At 41.0% G+C, this 22,100-nt stretch carries 22 protein-coding genes and 1 riboswitch; of the genes, 9 read left to right on the top strand and 13 right to left on the bottom strand.

The window, feature by feature from the left end:
* Positions 1-3: 3 nt before the first annotated feature.
* From M3183_RS04635 to M3183_RS04625, 3 genes are all read right to left on the bottom strand, one after another.
* Positions 4-741, bottom strand: coding sequence for an ABC transporter permease (locus M3183_RS04635; RefSeq protein WP_251466990.1), 738 nt, complete (start codon positions 739-741; stop codon positions 4-6).
* A gap of 1 nt (position 742) precedes the next feature.
* Entirely contained in the window at positions 743-1,645 is a 903-nt protein-coding gene (locus M3183_RS04630) for an ABC transporter ATP-binding protein (RefSeq protein WP_251466986.1), read from the bottom strand.
* Positions 1,646-2,001: 356 nt separating this feature from the next.
* On the bottom strand, positions 2,002-2,151 hold the full coding sequence (locus tag M3183_RS04625) for a hypothetical protein (RefSeq protein ID WP_251466983.1): 150 nt from the start codon (positions 2,149-2,151) through the stop codon (positions 2,002-2,004).
* Between the two features lie 220 nt (positions 2,152-2,371).
* Here M3183_RS04625 and M3183_RS04620 point away from each other — a divergent pair, with 220 nt between their 5' ends.
* On the top strand, positions 2,372-3,427 hold the full coding sequence (locus M3183_RS04620) for a multicopper oxidase domain-containing protein (RefSeq protein ID WP_251466979.1): 1,056 nt from the start codon (positions 2,372-2,374) through the stop codon (positions 3,425-3,427).
* Positions 3,428-3,528: 101 nt separating this feature from the next.
* Here the strand turns inward: M3183_RS04620 and M3183_RS04615 are convergent, their stop codons facing one another.
* On the bottom strand, positions 3,529-3,693 hold the full coding sequence (locus M3183_RS04615) for a hypothetical protein (RefSeq protein WP_251466977.1): 165 nt from the start codon (positions 3,691-3,693) through the stop codon (positions 3,529-3,531).
* 127 nt (positions 3,694-3,820) lie between these two features.
* Positions 3,821-3,878: riboswitch (cyclic di-GMP riboswitch) on the bottom strand.
* A gap of 177 nt (positions 3,879-4,055) precedes the next feature.
* Between M3183_RS04615 and M3183_RS04610 the strand changes: the two genes are divergently transcribed.
* On the top strand, positions 4,056-4,799 hold the full coding sequence (locus tag M3183_RS04610; protein WP_251466975.1) for a M15 family metallopeptidase: 744 nt from the start codon (positions 4,056-4,058) through the stop codon (positions 4,797-4,799).
* 481 nt (positions 4,800-5,280) lie between these two features.
* Here the strand turns inward: M3183_RS04610 and M3183_RS04605 are convergent, their stop codons facing one another.
* The 3 genes from M3183_RS04605 to wecB form a co-directional block, all read right to left on the bottom strand.
* The gene (locus M3183_RS04605; protein WP_251466973.1) at positions 5,281-6,468 is read right to left on the bottom strand and encodes a toxic anion resistance protein; all 1,188 of its coding nucleotides are present in this window, start codon (positions 6,466-6,468) and stop codon (positions 5,281-5,283) included.
* Complete coding sequence (locus M3183_RS04600) at positions 6,465-7,121, bottom strand: 5-bromo-4-chloroindolyl phosphate hydrolysis family protein (protein WP_251466971.1); 657 nt, start codon at positions 7,119-7,121, stop codon at positions 6,465-6,467. The genes M3183_RS04605 and M3183_RS04600 overlap by 4 nt, the downstream gene beginning before the upstream one ends.
* Before the next feature lie 340 nt (positions 7,122-7,461).
* The gene (wecB, locus tag M3183_RS04595; protein ID WP_251466969.1) at positions 7,462-8,610 is read right to left on the bottom strand and encodes a non-hydrolyzing UDP-N-acetylglucosamine 2-epimerase; all 1,149 of its coding nucleotides are present in this window, start codon (positions 8,608-8,610) and stop codon (positions 7,462-7,464) included.
* Between the two features lie 221 nt (positions 8,611-8,831).
* On the opposite strand from wecB, the gene zupT reads away from it, so the two are divergent.
* Both zupT and M3183_RS04585 read left to right on the top strand, forming a co-directional pair.
* The gene (zupT, locus tag M3183_RS04590) at positions 8,832-9,641 is read left to right on the top strand and encodes a zinc transporter ZupT (RefSeq protein WP_251466968.1); all 810 of its coding nucleotides are present in this window, start codon (positions 8,832-8,834) and stop codon (positions 9,639-9,641) included.
* An 805-nt stretch (positions 9,642-10,446) separates the two neighbouring features.
* On the top strand, positions 10,447-10,725 hold the full coding sequence (locus M3183_RS04585) for a hypothetical protein (protein ID WP_251466965.1): 279 nt from the start codon (positions 10,447-10,449) through the stop codon (positions 10,723-10,725).
* Between the two features lie 82 nt (positions 10,726-10,807).
* Here the strand turns inward: M3183_RS04585 and M3183_RS04580 are convergent, their stop codons facing one another.
* A complete protein-coding gene (locus tag M3183_RS04580) occupies positions 10,808-11,248 on the bottom strand; it encodes a ferritin-like domain-containing protein (protein ID WP_251466962.1) in 441 nt (146 codons plus the stop codon).
* 331 nt (positions 11,249-11,579) lie between these two features.
* Here M3183_RS04580 and ilvB point away from each other — a divergent pair, with 331 nt between their 5' ends.
* The gene (ilvB, locus tag M3183_RS04575) at positions 11,580-13,271 is read left to right on the top strand and encodes a biosynthetic-type acetolactate synthase large subunit (protein ID WP_251466959.1); all 1,692 of its coding nucleotides are present in this window, start codon (positions 11,580-11,582) and stop codon (positions 13,269-13,271) included.
* Between the two features lie 108 nt (positions 13,272-13,379).
* Here ilvB and M3183_RS04570 read toward each other — a convergent pair whose 3' ends face one another.
* Together M3183_RS04570 and M3183_RS04565 are read right to left on the bottom strand one after the other, a co-directional pair.
* Positions 13,380-14,219: a YitT family protein gene (locus tag M3183_RS04570; protein WP_251466955.1), complete on the bottom strand. Its 840-nt coding sequence runs from the start codon at positions 14,217-14,219 to the stop codon at positions 13,380-13,382.
* Positions 14,220-14,310: 91 nt separating this feature from the next.
* Complete coding sequence (locus M3183_RS04565) at positions 14,311-14,862, bottom strand: GbsR/MarR family transcriptional regulator (RefSeq protein WP_251466953.1); 552 nt, start codon at positions 14,860-14,862, stop codon at positions 14,311-14,313.
* A 394-nt stretch (positions 14,863-15,256) separates the two neighbouring features.
* Here M3183_RS04565 and M3183_RS04560 point away from each other — a divergent pair, with 394 nt between their 5' ends.
* Genes M3183_RS04560 through M3183_RS04550 form a run of 3 tightly spaced genes read left to right on the top strand, consistent with a single transcriptional unit; the run spans position 15,257 to position 18,415 of the window.
* Positions 15,257-16,648, top strand: coding sequence for a quaternary amine ABC transporter ATP-binding protein (locus M3183_RS04560; protein ID WP_285878626.1), 1,392 nt, complete (start codon positions 15,257-15,259; stop codon positions 16,646-16,648).
* Position 16,649: 1 nt separating this feature from the next.
* A complete protein-coding gene (locus M3183_RS04555) occupies positions 16,650-17,501 on the top strand; it encodes an ABC transporter permease (protein WP_251466950.1) in 852 nt (283 codons plus the stop codon).
* Positions 17,502-17,503: 2 nt separating this feature from the next.
* The gene (locus tag M3183_RS04550) at positions 17,504-18,415 is read left to right on the top strand and encodes a glycine betaine ABC transporter substrate-binding protein (protein ID WP_251467436.1); all 912 of its coding nucleotides are present in this window, start codon (positions 17,504-17,506) and stop codon (positions 18,413-18,415) included.
* Positions 18,416-18,514: 99 nt separating this feature from the next.
* Here the strand turns inward: M3183_RS04550 and M3183_RS04545 are convergent, their stop codons facing one another.
* The 3 genes from M3183_RS04545 to M3183_RS04535 all read right to left on the bottom strand — a co-directional run bounded on the left by M3183_RS04545 (position 18,515) and on the right by M3183_RS04535 (position 21,065).
* Positions 18,515-18,967, bottom strand: coding sequence for an NUDIX hydrolase (locus M3183_RS04545; protein ID WP_251466948.1), 453 nt, complete (start codon positions 18,965-18,967; stop codon positions 18,515-18,517).
* A gap of 51 nt (positions 18,968-19,018) precedes the next feature.
* On the bottom strand, positions 19,019-19,477 hold the full coding sequence (locus tag M3183_RS04540) for a hypothetical protein (RefSeq protein ID WP_251466945.1): 459 nt from the start codon (positions 19,475-19,477) through the stop codon (positions 19,019-19,021).
* A 139-nt stretch (positions 19,478-19,616) separates the two neighbouring features.
* On the bottom strand, positions 19,617-21,065 hold the full coding sequence (locus M3183_RS04535) for a S8 family peptidase (RefSeq protein ID WP_251466944.1): 1,449 nt from the start codon (positions 21,063-21,065) through the stop codon (positions 19,617-19,619).
* Between the two features lie 349 nt (positions 21,066-21,414).
* On the opposite strand from M3183_RS04535, the gene M3183_RS04530 reads away from it, so the two are divergent.
* The gene (locus M3183_RS04530) at positions 21,415-22,032 is read left to right on the top strand and encodes a 3D domain-containing protein (RefSeq protein ID WP_251466942.1); all 618 of its coding nucleotides are present in this window, start codon (positions 21,415-21,417) and stop codon (positions 22,030-22,032) included.
* Positions 22,033-22,100: the final 68 nt, after the last annotated feature.

The raw sequence follows: 22,100 nt of genomic DNA, 5'->3' as shown, positions 1-22,100 counted from the left end.
ACCTCACACCGCTTCTTGTTTTCTTCTAATATATTTCGATAGTAACATGAACAGGACTAAATACGCGACCAATAATAGGATATTTTTCCATTCAGGAGCATGCCCGGAGGCAATTTCCCAGGCGCCGCTGCCAAAATGGTAGGACGGCAGCCATTGGGCAATGGTCTGCATCACTTTGGGCATGACCTCAATCGGCATCCATAGGCCGCCGGAAACTGCCAGCACCATGTACAGTACATTGCTGACGCCTGCTGCTGTTTCTACTTTTCTCATTAATCCTATTAATGTACCAATAGCGAGAAATGGCAATGAACCTAGTAAAATCCATAAGCCGCTCATTACCCATTCAACGGCTGATAAAGAGATATTGTTGATCAGAGCACCTGCGATAAAAATAACGGTAATCGATAGTATATGAATCACACTTTGCCCTGCCATTTGGGCCGCAAAATAGACACTGTCAGATAATGGAGTAATGCGCATAAAGGTGGACCAGCCTTGCGCACGCTCCTGCACCATGCGGATGCCAAGCGTCATTATAGACGAACCCATCACACTAAAAACCGTCATGGACATGAGGTAATGTGCCTGCCATGCTCCCTCATCCTGTGGGTGGGTGTTGACAACATTTGTGAAAATATAATAGAAAAGGATTGGCATCATGAGGGACCAAAATACAAAATAGCGATTTCTCAACACCCTTATGATTTCCATTTTGCACTGTACTTGAAAAACTCTCATTCTATATGGCCTCCTTTGTTGTACTGGTCAGCTCTTCAAACGCCTCTTCGAGTTTACCCCGTTCAATTTGAATATCCCGTGCCCCTAACTTTTCTTGAAAAAGCAGCTCCAATACCCGATCCGTGTTACTGGATTGTACATATACACGGTTATTTTTTCGATAGATATCATCAATTTCGCTGTGATGATACAAGGGTTCCAATGATATATCGGGGGCGGCCGTAAAAGAAACGGATGGTTTGGCTATTCTTGCTTTAATTTGTGCCGGCGCCCCATCCGCAGCTATTGCCCCGTCTTTGAACAGCAGAATTCGGTCAGCGGCATCATCTGCTTCCTGAAGATAGTGGGTCGAAAATATGATCGTTTTACCTTGTGCTGCAAACGTACGGACAGTTTGCCAAAAACGCTTCCTTGAGGTAATGTCCATGCCGACGGTAGGCTCATCAAAAATTATCAGTTCAGGATTACCGGCGAGTGCAAGAGCAAAACTTAACCGCCGCTTTTGTCCGCCAGATAATTTTTCTGCCCGCGTTTTCAAATCTTCTTCGGTCAATCCAGTCAGATTGACCAAATCTTTCACGGGGAGAGGATGCGGGTAATAGCTGCGAATCAGCTCTAAAATTTCACGGACCTTTAATCCTGGCATGACACTGACTTCTTGCAGCATCGTCCCGATTTTCTCCCGCACCTGCTTTTCTTGCGGCTGTCGGTTAAATAGTTTCACCTCTCCCTCTGTTGGTCTCAAAAGACCCAGGATCATGGAAATCGTTGTGGTTTTTCCTGCACCGTTCGGGCCCAGAATGGCCACCACCTCCCCCTTACTAATTGAAAAGGAAATATTATTCACCGCTGTCTTCTGGCGGAATGATTTTGTCACATTTTTTAACGTCAATACTTCTGTCATACTCGAACACCTCCTGATTTCTTACTTTCATTGTACGTTCCGGGGAGGACCATTCTTAGTAAGAAATGTCATAAAAATAAGGTGACAATTGTCATCTTTTTAAGAGACGTTGTGAATGAGATAACATGTTGCCTGACTCCTCTTTTTCACATGTTATCCCTAAGATATTAACAAAAACGCCCTAGTTATTAACAAAATATTTTAAATATCCACAAATTTATTCACAATTCAATTCGCTTCATTCACGTGTTTTTTGTTACTCACCAGTTATCCACAAAATGTTAATACTTATTAACAATTCACCCTTGTTTATCCACACTCCAAAGTCAATTATCCACATCACATAAAAAGAGAACCTAATCGTTCAGGTCCTCTTCCGGCTTCGCATTTTCATTTTCCTTATATTTTTCTACAATCGTTTTTAGCTCTCCAACATCCCCTTTGGCATTGATGATCTCGAAAATTTGGTTTAACCCTTCACTTGTTTGATCCTGATTTTCTTTCATAAAAACCACCCTCCTTTTTATGAATAGAATGCCCAATAAATCAAGAGTTTATCACCATTATCACAGTACTTAAAATGATTTGTTCAACTATTCACAAATTGTTCACCGACACCTTCTCTTTAAGTGACCTCTATCACTAGAGCGGTTTCTTAAAAAATTAAAATGAAGATGTAAACAATAATTAAATTAAATTTTAGGAGTTAAATTGGAGGGTATTAAAATGAGAAAGTTGACAAAATTTGCTGCGGTAATGGTCACTTCTGTCATGGTATTAGGCGCTTGTGGAAAAGTGGATAATTTGTCTGTTGACAAAAAGGTGGAGGCTCAAACAACAACAAAAGCAGATGCACAAGTCTTCGGCCCCCATGAAAATCTCAACCAAAAACCAACTCCAATCAAGATTAAACGTACTGGTGCACATGAAGTAAATATCGAAATGACAGCTCAAATTACAGACATCGAACTGAGTGAAGGGGATATGTATAAAGCTTGGACATTTAATGGCGAAGCTCCTGGACCTGTCATTGTCGTAAATCAAGGCGATAAAATTAATTTTACCCTGAAAAATATGGATCCTGCCATCCCGCACAGCATGGATATGCACGCAGTCCATACAGCACCATCTAAAAACTTTGTAGATGTAATGCCTAACAAAACCGGTTCTTTCAGCTATCCTGCCGATAATCCTGGAGTATTCATGTATCACTGCGGCACAAAACCTGTACTTGGCCATATTGCTAACGGAATGCACGGAATGATCATTGTAAAACCAGCTACAGGATATCCTACAGATTCTAAAGTAGATCGTGAATATGTAGTCATCCAAAACGAATGGTACAAATACAATGACTTAAATGACATGACAAATGGTGTACCCAAGTATGTGGTATTTTCTACAAAAGCTTTAAAAGATGGAGATGTAAATACGAACGGTACGGTCGGCGCCCTGCAAGATCATCCGCTGCTTGCCAAAGTCGGCGATAAAGTCAGATTCTATGTACTAAACGTTGGTCCAAATGAAGTATCCAGCTTCCATGTAGTAGGCACCCTGTTTGATGATGTCTATCTTGACGGTAATCCTGAAAACCATTTGAAAGGCATGCAAACCGTTATGCTGCCAGCTAGCGGAGGGGCGGTTGTCGAATTCACTGTGACAGAAGAAGGAAGTTATCCAATTGTCACACACCAATTCAATGATGCTACTAAAGGAGCTGTCGGAGCTTTAAAAGTAACAAAAGACGGCAGCGATGATAACAGTAAGGTAATGTCTCACTAATTAGAAGAAGAGTGAAGCGGCTTTACCAGCCCGTTCTCGCTGTACAATACTTTCAAGCACCCGAAAAAAGCGCCGGAACTTCATTGTCCCGGCGCTTATCTTTATATCCTCGCTCCCAGCTCTACAGCCTTGCTGCTGTGATACACTGCTTTTATCTTTAATTTGATTCGTAATTCCTCGCTCATGCAATCCTGCTGGAGCAGTTCGTTATGCCGCTGCTGCAGGAGATGATAAAAATACTTGCCTTTTAATAAAATTTTCAACACAAAAACCCCCCTCTAATTAATGCAAAGACATAAATCGCAGGAGATCGTGTTCGGTAACTGGCGAGCATCGTCTTAAAAAATCATAATCACCGCAAGACATTTTTAAAATCCAAAGACTTTCCTATAAGACTACAGCCCCTATAGCTTTGCGTCCCCACTTTTCAATAGGTTTGCCGTTTCGTACGATTTATGTGTTTTTTTTTAGCATAAGAAATTGGTTTAAATAATAAAAGAGCCAAAAGACCTAGACGCAGGAAAAGCCCATTTGGGAAAATTCCTTTGCCTGCGAATGGGAGGTTTTAGAGTCTAGAATCGTGTCGATACTGAGAACAGAAATGACTTTTTATAAGAGGATGTTACTCATGAAAAAAATCTATTCTGTTCTCATATTACTCATCTTGTTAGGAGGATTTTGGGGCGCCGGCTGGGTAAAAAAGCAACTGACACCAGAAGAAGAGAATCCGGCTGTGCCAGTAAATAAGCTTGAAAAAACACAGAGTGATTCCATCAACATGACTTCTAATCCCAAAATTATCCCTGTACTGGTGAATAAACAACATAAGCTCCCGGAAAATTACGCGCCTGCTGATTTAGTGGAACCATCAATTGAGTTTATTTTTCAAGAGAAGTCTGAAAAAAGAAAAATGCGGTCGGAAGCTGCCGCTGCCATTGAGCAGCTGTTTGCAGGGGCAAGTGAAGACGGCGTAAAACTGCTTGGGGTTTCCGCCTACCGGTCACATGCAACTCAAGAGGCCTTGTTTCAATCCTATGTTAAGAAAGACGGGTATGAAACAGCACAAACTTACAGTGCTCTGCCAGGAACAAGCGAACATGAAACAGGACTTGCCATTGATGTAACAGGAGGAGACGGAAAATGCGCTGCCGCGGATTGTTTTGCCGGTAGTACCGAGGCAAACTGGCTTGAAAACCATGCTGCCGATTATGGATTTATCATCCGCTATCCAAAAGGGAAAGAAGAGATCACCGGTTATCAATATGAGCCGTGGCATCTCCGATATGTGGGAAAAAAGGCAGCAGCAGACATTGCTGGGCAAGGAATAACTTTGGAAGAGTACGATAATTCCGTACCTGTAAATACCAAATAAAGGGATTTTGTTTTATTCCTTGCTTAAAAAAACTTATTTTTTTGAAACATAAGAAGTTTTATCCTTAATTGAGGAACCAGTGATATTTAAAATAAGCGGAGTTTTTCCGGTTATACTGCAGAATAGAGCTCGGTTCAGTGTATATAAGCGGAGTTTTTCCGATTAAGCAAAGCAAAATGACCCGTTTTCACGTTTTTCGAGTCAATAGTCGGAATCTTTCCGTCTATTTAAGTTATTTTCAGTGATATTTCCCAATTAAGAGAAAATTCTCCGCTTATTTATCAAACTCACTTTAGCTTCTAATGAACTTGTTCCTTAATAAAAGAAAGTTAAAAAAAGGCATAGAGTATTTGCATCTCTATGCCTTTTTGACTGTGAATTGTTTTGTGAAATTTATGTGATTTGCTAAGTGTTTAAGTTTGCTATTTACATTTTTGCACCTAACAAGTAAACCCGTTAAAAAACTTTTGGGGCTGTTTTGTTATTTACCCTTAACTTCTAATAGTTTGAGTCGGAGTTCGTTTTCCATTGCTGCCAAATCCTGTTCAGCCAAGCGGCGTTTATTCCGGCCTTCTTCCTGAATGCGCAATGTTTCTTCCAAAGTGCTAATCAGATTTTCCTGCGTTTTCTTTAGTGTTTCAATATCCACTAAACCGCGTTCATTTTCTTTTGCGGTTTCGATTGTATTCGTTTTTAGCATTTCCGCGTTTTTCAATAGCAGTTCATTGGTAGTTTTAGAAACCTGCTTCTGTGCCTCCACGGCATGCCGCTGGCGAATTAAGGTTAATGCGATGGCCACTTGGTTTTTCCATAATGGAATGGCTGTGACAATCGACGACTGAATTTTTTCCACAAGCGCCTGGTTGGTATTTTGGATCAGGCGGATTTGAGGTGCACTTTGAATGGTGATTTCGCGGCTCAATTTTAAATCATATAACCGTTTGTCCAAACGGTCGGCAAATTGGATCATGTCGTTCACTTCTTGGAACTTCATTTGATCCTGGGTCGCCTCCGCCTGCTTTTTTAAGTAAGGAATTGTCTTTTCGTGCATCTCTTCAAGCTTAATTTCTCCAGCAGCAATATACACGTTTAGGGCATGGAAATATTCTTTATTTGTTTCATAGAGCTGTTCAAGCAGTTTAATATCCGATAATAAAATATTTTTGCTGCGGTCAAGTTTAACGCTGATTCGATCGATTTGAGCTCCTGTTTTTTGATATTTTGAAAGGGCCTCCTGAAGCGAGCCGGAAATTTTTCCAAACATGCGGGCTAGTAAGGATGGCTTCCCATCCTTTAACTCATCCGGATTCACCTGATTTAGATGCTTCATTAAATCATTAATGATTTCCCCAATTTCGCCGACATCTTTTTTCTGGACATGCTCAAGCATTGTTTGTGAGAAGGACAGCAGCTTTCCTTGGGCCTGGGTGCCATATTGAATCATCGCCTGATGGTTGGCCGGGTCAATCTGCTCGGCAATCTGATACGCCTTGACACGGTGCTCTTCTGGAATTACATCAATCAGCTTTACCGGCTTCGCTTCTGCTGCTTGCGGTGCTGGCTCCTTTTTCGGTTCCAGTTCGAATGGATCGCTGCCAAATGGATTAGCCAGAATATCATTTAATAAATCACTGGATTGTTTATTTATATTTGGATTATTCTCAGTCATTTTAACCACCTATTCTCATCAGGAAATTTAGAGTCCTTTTGTTTTTTTATCGTATGCTTGGCAACATCAATTTCAAAGTTTAAATCCTCTACATCGTCGGAAATCACACGATATAAATCATTCTCTAAAACTCTCGTCATTTCATTCAGCGTCCGGCGTGTTTCAATAAGGGATTGATTGATTTCTAAGTTTTTTTTCGGCTGGGAGGCTAAGAAACTATATTTTTCAGTCAGTTCCACAACGGAATCCAAGTGTGAAAAATAAAAAGGTTCTGCCTGATAAAAACGCTTTGGTTCTTTCAAGGCTAATTTCTGGATTTTCTTTGTGATTCTTACGATATCAATTCTTTGTTTAACAGAAGAAATTTCACGAATGGAAAATAGTGATTTATTGAGGCGGCGGATCTTTTTATTAGCCTCTGCCAGGTTTTTTCTAATATAACGGAATTCCTTCATAGTCAGTTGATGTTTCTTTAAAAAACGTCTATTCATCATCAAAGATAAAATCACGTGAACGACAGCCCCTCCTGCTATAGCATACGCAAAAGACGGCAGGATGTTTTGTCCTAATATGAAAAAGCTGACCACCCCTGTTAACACTGTAACAGGCACAGCCACAAACGATCGGATGATGAGTGAAACAATAGGGTTCATGATTATCGACTCCTAATCGGCTAATGAAGGTGAAACATACTATTAATACGTATGACTCAAAACAAATGTTTCATTTTCTACAAAGTAAATTCCACCTATTTACTTCCACAATACATGAAAAAACTCCTGCTTGCCATAGACCCTAAACCGAAACAATTCTAGGACTTGAGACGTATTTTGAGGATTGATTTTGGGAAGCTCCTGCCTCAGGCATACATTTTTACATTAAAATTCCCCCTTGCCATTTGAACAAGGGGGACGCTCAAAGTGATTCAGTTCGTTTTATTTCAAGCAATACATTGATTATAGCATTGATGATTTCCCAAAATCAGAGAATATTTCAACCTTTAAAATCCGGTGGTCTTCGTTCACTATATCCAAAGTGGTAAAGAATGGCCTCTCTAATTCTTTTAGAAGCATGGCCGTCTCCGTATGGATTGGAAGCTTTAGCCATTTGATCATGTACAGCTTGATTAGACAAGATCTCATCAGCTAGTTCAAAGATTGTTTCCTCATTTGTACCTGCTAATTTCAGGGTACCCGCCTTTATACCTTCTGGGCGCTCTGTGGTGTCACGCAGCACCAATACTGGAACACCCAGGGATGGTGCTTCCTCCTGTATACCGCCAGAATCAGTTAAAATTAAATAGGCCCGGGAGGCAAAGTTATGAAAGTCAATCGCATCCAATGGTTCAATAAGATGGATGCGCTCATTGTTTCCAAGCATCCTGTCGGCAATTTTTCGTACAACCGGATTCATATGGACCGGGTATACCACCTGAACATCCTTATGCTTGTCCACCAGGCGCAGAATTGCACGGAACATATTTTCCATTGGTTCTCCTAGGTTTTCCCTTCTATGCGCAGTCATTAAAATTAACCGGTCATTGCCAACCTGATTTAATACAGGATGCGAGTAATGATTTTTCACTGTTGTTTTTAACGCATCAATCGCCGTATTCCCGGTAATAAAAATGGCATCTTGAGGCTTATTTTCCGCTAATAGATTTTGTCTCGCTTGAACTGTCGGGGCAAAATGCAGATCCGCCAAAACACCTGTCAGCTGGCGGTTCATTTCTTCTGGAAAAGGCGATTTCTTGTTATACGTCCTTAATCCTGCCTCCACATGACCAATCGGAATTTGCTGATAAAATGCTGCTAGACCAGCCACAAATGTTGTGGTTGTATCGCCGTGAACTAGGACGATATCAGGCTTAGTTTCTTCAAAAACACGGCTCAGGCCCTCTAAACTCCGAGTAGTCAAATTTAACAGGGATTGTCTTTCCTTCATAATATTCAAATCAAAATCTGGCGTAATTTCAAAAATATGCAGTACCTGGTCTAACATTTGACGGTGCTGGGCTGTGACCGTTACCATCGAATTAATTTTATCTGGGAATTTTCTTAATTCTTTTACAAGAGGGGCCATTTTAATGGCTTCCGGCCTTGTTCCAAAAACCGTCATGACGTTTAACGGATTATTTTTCATACAAACCCTCCAGTGGATCTACTTGAACACATTTCTTATTGTTAAACTTATACCCATCATAACAAATTTCCAACAGGCGGGAAAAGAATTCAAATTTTAGCTTTAACCACCTCTCAAACAATTTGTTTCATTCAGGAAACATTTCTGAGCAGGGGCATATAACATACATTAACACGATTCTATTTGCTGAAATTTATTCCATTAAAGGAAGTGACATAAAGGTGACTGAGAATCTTCTTTTAGCATTCGGCTTAACACTATTCGCAGGCCTCGCCACAGGGATTGGCAGTGTACTAGCGTTTTTTACATCTCATACAAATACAAAATTTCTTTCAGTAACTCTAGGATTTTCCGCTGGGGTTATGATTTATGTGTCAATGATTGAGATATTTGTCAAAGCGAAGAATGCCCTTATCCATTCAATGGGGACAGTTCCAGGGAATTGGATGACGGTTGGGGGATTTTTTGCAGGAATGCTGTTGATTGCTGGAATTGATAAATTTATACCAAAACAGACCAACCCTCACGAACTTCGAACCGTCGAGGATATGTCGCCTGTCAGCGGCACAGCGAAACAGCCTGATCTTTTAAAAATGGGAACCTTTACTGCCTTGGCAATCGGAATTCATAACTTTCCAGAAGGTATTGCCACTTTTACCTCCGCACTGCAGGACCCAAAGCTCGGCATTGCCATTGCCGTCGCGATTGCTATTCACAATATTCCAGAAGGAATCGCGGTTTCCGTGCCGGTTTATTTTGCCACTGGTGATAAAAAAAGAGCTTTTAAACTATCATTTTTATCCGGATTATCAGAGCCGATTGGTGCCCTTGTGGCCTACCTGTTCTTGATGCCGTTTCTAAATGAAGTCATGTTTGGAATTATTTTTGCCGCCGTTGCCGGAATCATGGTGTTTATTTCACTTGATGAATTATTGCCGGCAGCGAAGAGATATGACGAAGCCCATCTCTCTATTTATGGTTTAATCGGCGGAATGGCCGTAATGGCTGTGAGTTTGCTGCTGTTTATTTAAATTTTTGGATTAGTATGTAAAATTGGATAATTTTTTATAAAGCGCGCGCGCCTATGGGAGATTCGAAATTGAAGGCTTAACATTTTTGTCCCATAGGTGCAGGCTTTTGGACTGTTTTTTGTTGTACCACTTATTTTTATCCCAATAGAAGCCTTCTATGGGACTAGTTTGTTAGAGAGGCTTTCCTTTTGTCCCATAGAAAAGTCCTATGAAACAATTTTTCTTTAAAAACCTGAATTTTGTCTTTTGCTGCTTTGTGGAATACCGTTGTGCCCCTGTAAGTGTGGTAAGTTTTTAGGTTACCTTATTTGATAATTTAGAAGAGCCTTTGAGGATGTAGATAACCGCTGCGTGACCCCAAGTCTAAATAAAAAGACCGTTGAACACTTACCATTTATCTACGTGACCCATAAACCAAAATAGAAATCCCGTTGGCATGTAGACTCCCTCTATGTGACCGTAAACCGAAATGAAAAGACGGGTATTGGCGCTAAGCTCTTTACGTGACCCCATACTGTAACAGGAAGGCCATTGAGGACCATACAAATTCTGAGTTACAAAAGATAAATAAACTCCAGCGCAGCTAAAATAAAGTAATGGCAAATCCTTTGGATTTCGTTATTCATTTTAATCATTTTCACAAAATTATATTAACGTAAGTGTCTTTAAAACTGTTGTTCTGGAAAAAGTTGACCTTTCTCCTTTTCCTGTAAAAATTAAAAAAAGCAACAAGCCCTCCCATCGTGTCCATGTATAAATGGCCAAAAGAGTTAATATTTATTACTATAGCTTTGGATAAGGGGGGATGCTTCTGAGAGGTGTTAGATGGATTCAAAGGATTATTGGTGTTCTTTTTTTAGCGGGTGGCGTTTATCTTATTTTTGTAACCCAAGAGTTCTTCGGTACCTTGTTAATTATATTGGCATTTTTAATATTCCCCACTGTCGAGAAAAAAGATAAATCTACAAATAATGAATATGGTTATTCCCAAGAACGGTACAATGAAGCGGCAAATGATTACGACAGTCCTTGTGAAAGCGGAGATTCAGATAGCAGCAACGCTTCGGGGGGAGATCGGGATTAAGCACTTACCTGTAAATCCACTTATAAAATAAAAAACCCCTGTTAACTTGACCAGACAAGGGAACAGGGGTTTTTTATGCCTTTTATTTTGCCTTTGTAAAGAAATATAAAAACCAGACTGCATGATTTTGCTCATCGATTGCTGCTCGTCGAAATGCTCCTTTTATGAATTGATCTGCAGCAGCATCGGCAATTTCCATATAAAAGTCTACTGTTTTTTGTTCATCCTGAAGAGCAAATTCCACTCCAGGCAGATAGTGTCCAGGACAATCTTCCATTATCTTCGGCTGTGGTGCCCGCCCCGTCAATTGACGATAAATCTGGACAAATTGTTGATAATGTCTTACTTCGTCCTGACGTATTTCAAGGATTCGCTCCCTCTCGCCCTGATTTGGTGCTAAGTTTGCCAGCTTAGCATAACAATCAATGGCACTATATTCTCCATTTATTGCTTTTTCAATATCACTGATGAACTTATTGGATTGCCTGTGTATAGCATCATGGTAATTTGTAAAAGGATACACCTGCCGCACCCCCTTGTTGATTCACTACTATCCTACGGCTGGGGAAACCTTCGTGTGCATGTATCCATTTGTTTAGCAAAGTACAAGCACCTTGTCGACCATCAACGTTAACATTCACTCTTATATAAAAAACTCTTCCCTATTTCTTCAAAATCAGCAATATTCCCCGGGAAACTATCATTTTTTGACAATATTTTTGTCTATAAATACCCCTTCACCCATAAAAGGATTACAAAATTTTATAAAAATACCCTTTTTATGATATATCTCACATACATACATTGTTTAATAATTTAAAATATTTCTTAAATCATAGAAATCAGGTGAGGAAATGTTATTTGTTAAAGAAGCTACAGGAGCTGAGATTTTATTTCGTTCTTTAAGCCAGTTTGGGGTGGAGTGTGTGTTTGGCTGTGATCATGTACGGCATATGCTGGATGAATCATCATTAGATAGATTACAAATTCGATATTATCAACTGAAACATGAACAGGCCGCCGTTCATGCAGCAGATGGATATGCGCGGGCAACAGGGAAGCCCGGAGTAGTTCTTCTTACAACTGCCGCCGGGGTTACAAATGGGGTTACAGGGGCTGCCACGGCTTTCAGTGACTCTGTTCCACTAGTTATAATTGCTGGTCCGCTGCTTTCGAATCAGTACACAAATACAGCTTTGCGGGAACTTGATATTTCCGGCGTGATGATGCCCGTTACAAAATACTCCACTAAGATCAACCCTGTCACAGACACTGGTTTCTATTCGTCTCTTAAAGCCGCTTTAACTATCGCAGCCGATGGAAGGCCTGGGCCTGTTTTAGTAGAATTGACAAATGAAACCGCCCCATACCAGGTTAAAGAGTTACCCAAAAACAGCCGTTATACAAAAACAATCGCTTCGAAGCCGATTATTGAAAAATCGATGGAATCAGCGAAGCAATATATTGAGAAGGCCGCAAAGCCAGTGTTATTTATCGGCGGAGGCGTGATTGCAGCAGAGGCTGCCGAAGACTTAAGGGAGATCGCCAAAAAGGCACATATCCCAGTTGTCAGTTCCTTATTAGGGGTTGGCTCTATGGATGCGGGAAATCCCCTTTTTCTTGGGATGCTTGGGATGCACGGAACCTTTGCTGCCAATAAAGCCGTACACCAGTGTGATTTATTAATAAGCATTGGAGTCCGTTTCAGCGATCGTGTAACCGGCAAAATAAGCGGGTTTTCACCAAAGTCCAAAAAGATCCATGTTGATGTCGACCCGGCGGAAATCAATAAAATTATTCCTGTTGACCTGCCCATTGTCAGTGATGCCAAAGATTTCTTAAGCATACTTAAAACAATGCTGGATTACCCAAAAATACGGGCAAACTCAGAAAGCTGGACTAATGAAGCAGTGGAATGGAAACGAACGGTGCCGCGGTTTACTACATCCAATAGTATTTTAAGTCCGCAGACGGTGATCCATCTTCTTAATGAATATGCTGATAAGGATACCATTGTGGTTACCGATGTCGGTCAGCACCAAATTTGGACAGCCCATTATTATGACTTTACCCAGCCGCGGACACTGCTTACTTCAGGCGGTTTAGGCACAATGGGATACGGCCTTCCGGCTGCCATTGGAGCAGCAGGTGCTTTTCCAGGCAAACCAGTTATTTGTGTTTCAGGAGACGGCAGCTTTCAAATGAATCTGCAGGAATTGGTGACGGCAGTAAAATACCGCCTTCCCATTAAAATCGTCATCTTAAATAATGGCTATCTAGGAATGGTCCGGCAATGGCAGGAGTTATTTTATCAAAAACGTTATTCTGAAGTGAAAGTCTGCTCACCTAACTTCGCACTGCTGGCGAATGCATACGGCGCAAAGGGTTTCTCAGCGGGAACAGAAGAAGAAGCAAGGCAGATTATGAAAGAGGCATTTGATTGTAATGGTCCTGTCGTAATGGAATTCGATGTTGAAGAAGAAGAAAATGTTTACCCAATGGTCCCGCCAAACAGCAACAATCACCAAACGATTCTTCCAAGATAAGAAAGGCGCAGAAGCTGGAAAATTTTGAAGTCAAAACATATAAATTCTGGTGTATGAAAAAATGCTGTAAGACAAAAAGGTCATTACAGCATTTTTTCCAAAAGACAATTAAACAGCCGCTTTATATCCCTTGCCAATCATCTCATGGACATTATGAACGGTAACATAAGCATGATCGTCTGCATCCCGGATAATCCGCTTTAGCTGGACGACTTCCTGTTTATTAATGACAATATACAGCACCTTTTTGTCATGACCGGTATAGCCCCCATGGCCGTCTAATACAGTGAGGCCGCGTGACATTTTTTTCGTAATCGCATTTAGCACTTGTTCAGGGTTATTGGAGATAATCAGCACGGCAACACGTTCGTCTAATCCTTCCACAATGAAATCAATTGCTTTTGATCCGATATAAACAACAAGCAGTGTGTACATAGCTTTTTCCAAACCAATGACAAAAACAGATCCTGCAACAACAGCAACATCAATCATCAGCATTGCCTTTGCTATACTCAGACCAAAATATTGGTTTGCCAGCTGAGCTAAAATGGAGCTGCCGCCGGATGTACCGCCAGAACGAAAAATCAGCCCTAATCCCACTCCTGCCAAAAGCCCGGCAAATACTGAGGCCAGCAGTGTATCTTCGGTGATTTGCTTTCCAACATCCTCTGTTAAAAATAAGAAGAACGAGCAAGCCGCAACGGAAATCAGGGTGTATATAAACGTTCTCTTTTCAAAAAATTTATAGCCGACCCCAATGAGCACTGCATTCAGAATAAAGTTTACCAGGCCTGGCGACCAATGAAACAAATAGTAGGTTACAATGGTTATCCCCAAAATGCCGCCCTCTGACAGTGTGTTTGGAATCGTAAAATAATTGACTCCCAATGCAAAAATAAGAGAACCAGTGAATATTAACAGCATATCTTTTAATAATCTTTTCATCATTTGGTCCATCCTGTAAGATTCGTTTTATTTAATGATACAACATGACGTCAGCTCGAGGAAATAAAAAAAACGGCAGCCTTTGTAAAAACAGCTACCTTTTTTTCGGAATATATTGAAAGATCTCTCCAGATTCAAAACTGTCAACCAAACGATTCAGCCAATCATAATATTCGAGTGCAGCTAAAATCTTTTCACAATCTACCCGTGCCATATTCTTAATTCGTTCATCTGTCTCGTTATCTTCTATTAATAGGTGAAGTTCTGTCAGTGACTTTTCCATTGCCGACACATTAATGTTAACACCTGCACGCCATTTAATAGTAAAGAAATCGATAAAGGTTTGATACCAATCAGGCTCGGCTTGGTAAAGGTCCTTCCTTACCCCTTTTCGCCAGACCTTGTCCACCATTTTTAAATCCATCAGATTCCTGACGGATGTACTCATGCTTGTCTTGCTCATTCCAAGTTCATCTTTCATCTCGTCTAATGTCATCGGATCTTCTTGAAAATATAATGCGCCATATAAACGACCTACAGATTCCGTTACACCATATAAATGCATATTTTGTGAAATGGCATCAATTACCCGTTCCCGGGCCTGAATCAGCCTTTTCTCACCGTCCATGTTTGCTTTCACACCCATTCCTTTTCATATCCTTTTTATAGACTAACATGTTTCTTTTAAAAGTAAAGGATTCAAAAATGGAGGAAACGGGAGTTATTTGGAGGAATTATAAGAATAATACAAATTTACTTCGTACAGTTTTTTCTGTACGTACTTTATAAACGAATATTGCCGATTACAAACATTGCCAATACAACCTATAAAATCCTACAATAGTAAAGTCATAGTTTGTTTGGTTTCAGATATCACAAAAAGGACATTTTTCGCCATTTGTCCGCCTAATGCACACATTTTTCTAATATTTATATTTGCTGCAGGCGAAAATTTTCACTGCCAGGTGAAAGGCGTCATAAAAATAGGTGTATAAAAGTGGTACTCAAATTGAACCGCTTTTGTAAAGGAAGGTGAGTTTATGAAGAAAATCGAGGTCCGGAATGTCACCAAAGTGTTTGGAAAGTCTAGAAAGGCGATTCAGCTTTTGCGTGAAGGCGAATCAAAGCAAAACATTTTGAAGAAGACCGGAGCTACGGTTGGAGTGAATCAGGCTAATTTTTCAGTAGAAGCCGGTGAGATTTTTGTCATCATGGGGTTATCCGGGAGCGGTAAGTCTACATTGGTCCGGATGCTGAACCGGCTGATTGACCCTACTGTTGGTGAAGTATTCATCGACGGCCAGGACATCGTTAAAATGAACAAGGTACAGCTAAAGAACGTCCGCCGCAAAAAAATCAGTATGGTCTTCCAAAAGTTCGCCCTTCTCCCCCACCGTACCGTGCTTGAAAATACAGAATACGGGTTAGAAATTCAAGGTGTTCCAAAAGAAACCCGTTCAATGAAAGCAATGGATGCCTTGAAGCTTGTTGGACTTGAAGGCTATGAAAATCAGTACCCCCAAAGCTTGAGCGGCGGTATGCAGCAGCGGGTCGGACTGGCAAGAGCACTGGCAAATGATGCGGATATCCTGCTGATGGACGAAGCATTCAGCGCACTCGATCCATTGATTCGCAAGGACATGCAGGATGAACTGCTTGAACTTCAGGCAAAAATGAAAAAAACGATTGTCTTTATCACTCATGATTTAGACGAGGCATTAAGAATTGGGGACCGTATCGCCCTCATGAAGGATGGATCTATTGTTCAAATAGGTACAGCAGAGGAAATCCTCATGAACCCATCAAACGACTATGTTGAGAGATTCGTAGAAGACGTTGACCTTTCCAAAGTCTTAACTGCAGGTCATGTCATGAAACGGGCAGAGTCTGTTTCTATTGAAAAAGGCCCAAGGGTTGCTTTAAAAAATATGAAAGAACTAGGAATCTCGAGTATTTATGTCGTGGATAAAAAGAAAACATTGCTTGGAGCTATAACGGCTGCAGATGCCAAGAAGGCGCTTGAACGCGGTGAAAGCCTGACAAGTATTTTACAAGAGGATCTTCAGACGGTTTCTCCAGATACCATATTGACCGATTTATTCGAAAAAGTTTCCACTGCCTCCATTCCGGTCTCAGTCGTGGATGAAAATAATCGATTGCTGGGGATTTTAGTCAGAGGGGCTGTAATTGGAGCACTTGCCGGAAATAATTTTGACTTAAATACGATGTCAGCTGCAAAAATAGAGGCTGCTGCAGGCAATCTGGAAAAACTCGAACAGAGTGGTTTACCAAACAGCTCTAATCAGCCAATGCTGACTGGTAATGATGATTTTTCAAGCCAGTCAGAAGGCCGCGGGCAGGATAACACCAATAAATCAAGTTTTTCCAGCCCGGCGGATGAGACGCCGAACTATGATAGAGAGGTGAACTAATATGGAAAATTGGCTTCCAAAGCTGCCGATAGCCGATTGGGTTGATGCCTTTGTTACATGGCTGACAACAAATCTGGATGCTGCATTCAGCGGGATTACTACTGTATTAGAAGCTGTTGTGGATGGAATGGTTGCTGGTTTTAGCTTTATCCCATCCTACGTATTTATGATTCTCTTAACCTTAATTGCATGGAAAGCTGCAAATAAAACGATTGCTCTTTTTACCCTCATCGGTTTATTTCTCATCGCTAACCTGGGCTACTGGGAACCTATGCTGCAAACATTGGCATTGGTGTTAGCAGCCGTTATCATTTCCATTCTTTTAGGAATCCCATTAGGAATTTGGGCATCACAAAAACATTCAGTGAAACAAGTTGTTACACCAATTTTGGACTTTATGCAGACGATGCCGGCTTTTGTTTATTTAATTCCAGCGATTTTCTTCTTTAGTATTGGGGTTGTTCCAGGTGTTGTGGCATCCGTCATTTTTGCCATGCCGCCGACCATCCGCTTAACCATTCTCGGAATCCAGCAGGTTCCGGACGATATTATTGAAGCAACTGATGCTTTCGGTTCAACCACCAGCCAAAGGTTAATTAAGGTACAGCTACCTCTAGCCATGCCAACCATCATGGCAGGAATCAACCAAAGCATCATGCTGGCACTGTCGATGGTTGTTATCGCCTCAATGGTAGGGGCTCCAGGGCTTGGAGCAGATGTTTACCGGGCTGTAACGCAAATTCAAATTGGGAAAGGGTTCGAAGCGGGTCTTGCGATTGTTGTAATTGCCATTATCCTCGACCGGATTACCCAAAACATTGGAAAAAATAAAAAACATGGAGGTACTGCTTAATGATGAAATTAAAGAAAAAATGGATGCTGCCATTACTTGCTGCACTTTTAACAGTTGGACTCGCTGCTTGTGGGTCAGATAAGGCGGACAGCAATAAAAAAGATGCTGGTTCCAGTGCTTCAACAGTTGGTGAAAGTGTTGATTATAAAATTATCGGAATTGACCCTGGTGCAGGTTTAATGAAGGCCACCGCCAAGGCTCTTGATGAATATAAATTGGATGATTGGCAGCTTGTGGAAGGGTCAAGTGCCGCAATGACTGCAGCATTGAAAAAAGCCTATGACAAACAGGAGCCAATCATTGTAACTGGCTGGACACCTCACTGGATGTTCGCAAAATTCGATTTAAAATACTTAGATGATCCAAAGAGCGTATTTGGACCAGACGAAACAATCAATACGGTTGTACGAAAAGGATTGAAAAAGGATTCTCCGGAAGCCTATAAAGTATTAGATAATTTCCACTGGACGCCAGAAGACATGGCCAAAGTGATGAGCGATATTCAAGCCGGCGAGAGCCCAGAGGATGCAGCTGCAAAGTGGGTAAAAGATAATGCTGATAAGGTCGCGGAATGGACAGACGGTGTAAGCAAAGTATCCGGCGACAAACTCACTCTTGGCTATGTGGCATGGGACAGCGAAATTGCCAGCACAAATGTTATTGGCAAAGTTTTAGAAGACCTTGGCTATAAGGTTACATTACGTCAAGTTGAAGCCGGGCCAATGTGGACCGGGGTTGCTGACGGAAGCTTAGACGGGATTGTCGCTGCTTGGCTCCCTTCCACTCATGAAGATTATTACAAAAAATATGAAGGCAAATTCGAAGACCTCGGCGAAAACCTAAAAGGCACCAAACTTGGTTTAGTCGTTCCATCTTACATGGATATTGATTCTATTGAAGATTTAAAGAAATAAAGTGAAACTTCAATTTACGCCCGTCAATTCGGGATCGTGCAAAAAGGCTGACTCTTGAGTCAGCCTTTTTTGTATCATTTTCCGTGTTTGTCCTCTACCTTATTCTACATATTTTGTATAACGTTGTATCATTGTCCGAACTAATGCGGTTGTTCTGAGAGGTAAATCAGTGACTTCAAAAAATTGGGCATCCAGTGTTTCAACACCGTCAATTTTAATTGTCCTATTTTTAATGTCTGTTGAACGGTAGGCAATCGTCACCGGATAAAATTCATCCCCGTTTTCAAGCTTAACAAAATACTGCTTGCCCGAAAAAACGCCTACCAATTCAAGCGCACCAATTTCAATCCCAGTTTCCTCAAAAACCTCTCTTCTTCCCGCCTCTTCAGCAGATTCTCCCAATTCCAGCAAACCGCCGGGCAGACTCCAATCGCCATTTGGTCTTTTTTGCAAAAGAATTCGGTCTTTCTCATCCATTACGCCAACCACGGCACCAACTAAAATCAGCGGCCTTGTACCAACCATTTTCCGCAAGTCTTCAATATACCCCATTCGGAACCTCCAAAATCATGTTGTCTGTCTTTAGATTAAAAACCTATAAGATCACGGTTTATAATCCCATAGAATCTTCCATTCTCCCTTTTCTTCTACTGCAAACACATCCTGCTGCAAATCAAAATGGCCGTATTTTCCTTTATAAATTTGCGTTACAGGAACTTTATAAACATTTTTCAAGTCCGGTCCAGTCTTGGACATTTTCCAGCTGTCTAATTTTTCCGGTTCACCAAGCGAATATGTAAAAGTTTCCACACCAAAATGATTCATAAAAACATGTGCCCGGTCCTGTATATAATTGCCTTTGTTGAACTTCTTCTTCATGGCTGGATGGAAAAGCTCCCAGGACTTTGAAAAATCCCCTTCTTGTTCATAAAGATAAAATTGATTGACCGCTTCCTCCGCTTGTCCCCCGGAAGAAGAAAAAAACCATTTCCATAATAAAAAAATAACTGCCAGCATTAACACGGCTATCATTACTTTAATTAGACCTGTTTTTTTAGCCATAGTCAATTCCCCTTTTTCAAAAGGTCTTTTTTCCATGAATATGAATGTCCATGTCCAAATAGAAGGAAAAGCTTCATGCAAAAAGGCCATAAAAAAAAGCCCGCACCTGTTCTTACCTGTACGGACCAAGCTTTTTTGATTAGCGATTTAATGCATTATATGCATTCAAATGGCCTGCGCCAAAATATTTCTTGTCTGTCCCACTCACAGGATCAACTGCGGTTTTATAAAGGAGATCCTCGAGCTTTGCAGGAGACATTTTTCCATACTTATCTATTAATAAAGCGGCAACTGCTGATACTTTCGGCGCAGCCATGGATGTACCAATCATCCAGGACCACCCTCCAGTACTATTAGCACTCAAGTTAAATTCCTTTTCATATAAACGTTTGGCTATATACTCATCAAACCAGCCTTCTGCCTCGGCCTGATCATATACCCTTGCATCACCGCCAACCGCGGCCATATCAATAAACCCAGGACCATAATTTGAATAGTTAGCAAGAACATCATTCACACCTGTCGCTGAAACCGTCACAACCCCTGGAATACTCCCCGGCACTTCAAATCCAGCACCCACAAAGGATAAGCCATTACCAGCGTACTCGGCATTGAGGTATTCCATGACTTCTTTTTTGTTTGTCGCATTCAGTCCTTCGTTACCGGCAGCTACCACTACAAGCGAACCTTTATTTGTTACATAATTGACAGCTCGTTTGTAGGCTTGGAAGTCTGCAACATCATTGCCTAGATTTGTTTTTTTACCTGTTTCAGGGTCAACATAAAAAGCCTGACCAATGACATCAAAGCCGCCCAAGCTCATAGAGATGACATCTACTCCATCATTTGCTGCTGCAATCATTGCCTTTACAATCCAGGCAGTTTCAGCTGAACTAGTTCCAAATACCCGGTAAGCACGAATTCCGATATCCGGTGCTGTCCCAAGCATGGCACCATTCCCGGCAATGGAACCTGCCACATGACTTCCATGGTTATGCTTATCATCGAAAGCGGCTGGATCACCAGTTTCAGCCGGTTCTTCCCCTTGAAAGCCGCCTGCTGGAACAAAGTTTTTCGAGCCCGGCAGCAAATTTTTTACCAAATCGGGGTGGTCACGGTCGATTCCCGTATCAACAATGCCGACAACAACATGATGGGAGCCCGTTCCCAGCTTATAGCTCTCCCCATTATTTGTAATCTGCTGAATATCCCACTGAAGTCCCCATAAAGCAGCCTTGCCTGTATCAACGCTTGATGGCACTGCCGCCTTAATTTCATGAGTTTTCGGCAGCTTCCACGCAATGGATGGATTGGCTGCACTGACACCCGCTAAACCTCTCAAGTTTGAAAAAGCTTCAGAGGGGGCTTTAACCTGGACAAATCCAATTTCAGGAACCTGGTAAACAACTTCTCCCCCCAAGCTTTGCACCTGTTTTTGAAAGCCCTCAGGAATACTATTTTGTTTAAATAACACTGAATAATATCCCATTTCAGCCCCTGCTGTTCCCTTCGCTCCCGCAGCAGAAACTGCTGGAAGAAAAGAGAGTAATAGAATGATACTTACAATCACTGTAGAAAGTCTCTTCAATCCACATTCCCTCCTAAAAAAATGTAACTGATACTCCAGTATGTAAAAAACAAAAACGTGGAGAACAGTCTTTTTTATTATTAGGTAATTTGAATATTTTGTAAATTTATATTATCAGCTTCCTTTTGACAAAATCATTCCATACTTTAGGACTTTTTCTTCATTAAATAGCTATAAATCTGTCATGTATGGAAGGAAAAACACCATTTTTGCAAGATTATTTTTTTAACGTAACAGATATTAAGCAAATAGACCTAAACCCGCTCCATTTTGTCACGAAACTAGTAAACTGCTGAAATAAATCTGTAATACGAATGTGCTATCTTTATCCTATGAAAGGGGTTTTATTATGAAGAAATTCCTAGTAACACTTGGTTTAGCAGGTCTCGTATTATTCGGCAGCACAAACGGGGCATCAGCAGCATCTCATACATATACCGTTAAAAAGGGAGATTCCCTTTATAAAATCGCGAAAACCTATAAAACTTCGGTGACCAATTTAAAAAAATGGAATCACCTTCGATCAACTATTATTTATCCAAAACAAAAATTAGTAGTTTCTAGTTCAATTAAATCGAGCAATAAAAAAGCAGCACCGGTAAAAAAGGCAGCAACTGTGAAAACAAAATCAGCTGCCCCAGCAAAAACAGCAGCTAAAACTAAAGCATCGACAGTCGTGAAAACATTGACCGTTACAGCAACTGCCTACTCTGCAAGCTGCAAAAACTGTTCAGGAATTACAGCTGCAGGGTTAAATCTAAAGAAAAATCCAAACTTAAAAGTAATTTCGGTAGACCCAAGGGTGATTAAATTGGGCACGAAGGTGTATGTCGAGGGATATGGGTATGCCGTTGCCGGTGACACAGGCGGCGCCATGAGAGGAAACAAAATAGATGTGTTTATGCCTTCCAAAGCCAAAGCCATCCAATGGGGAAGAAAAAAAGTAAAAGTAAAAATCTTAAAATAATAATGAAAGGCTGCAGTTATGATCTGCAGCCTTTTTTAGTACATATATAGGAAGGGTCTTCCCTTCTC

Source organism: Neobacillus mesonae (assembly GCF_023715155.1).
GTDB lineage: Bacteria > Bacillota > Bacilli > Bacillales > Cytobacillaceae > Neobacillus > Neobacillus mesonae_A.
Note: the sequence above shows the minus strand (reverse complement) of the source record. Positions and strands in the feature narration are given on the sequence as shown.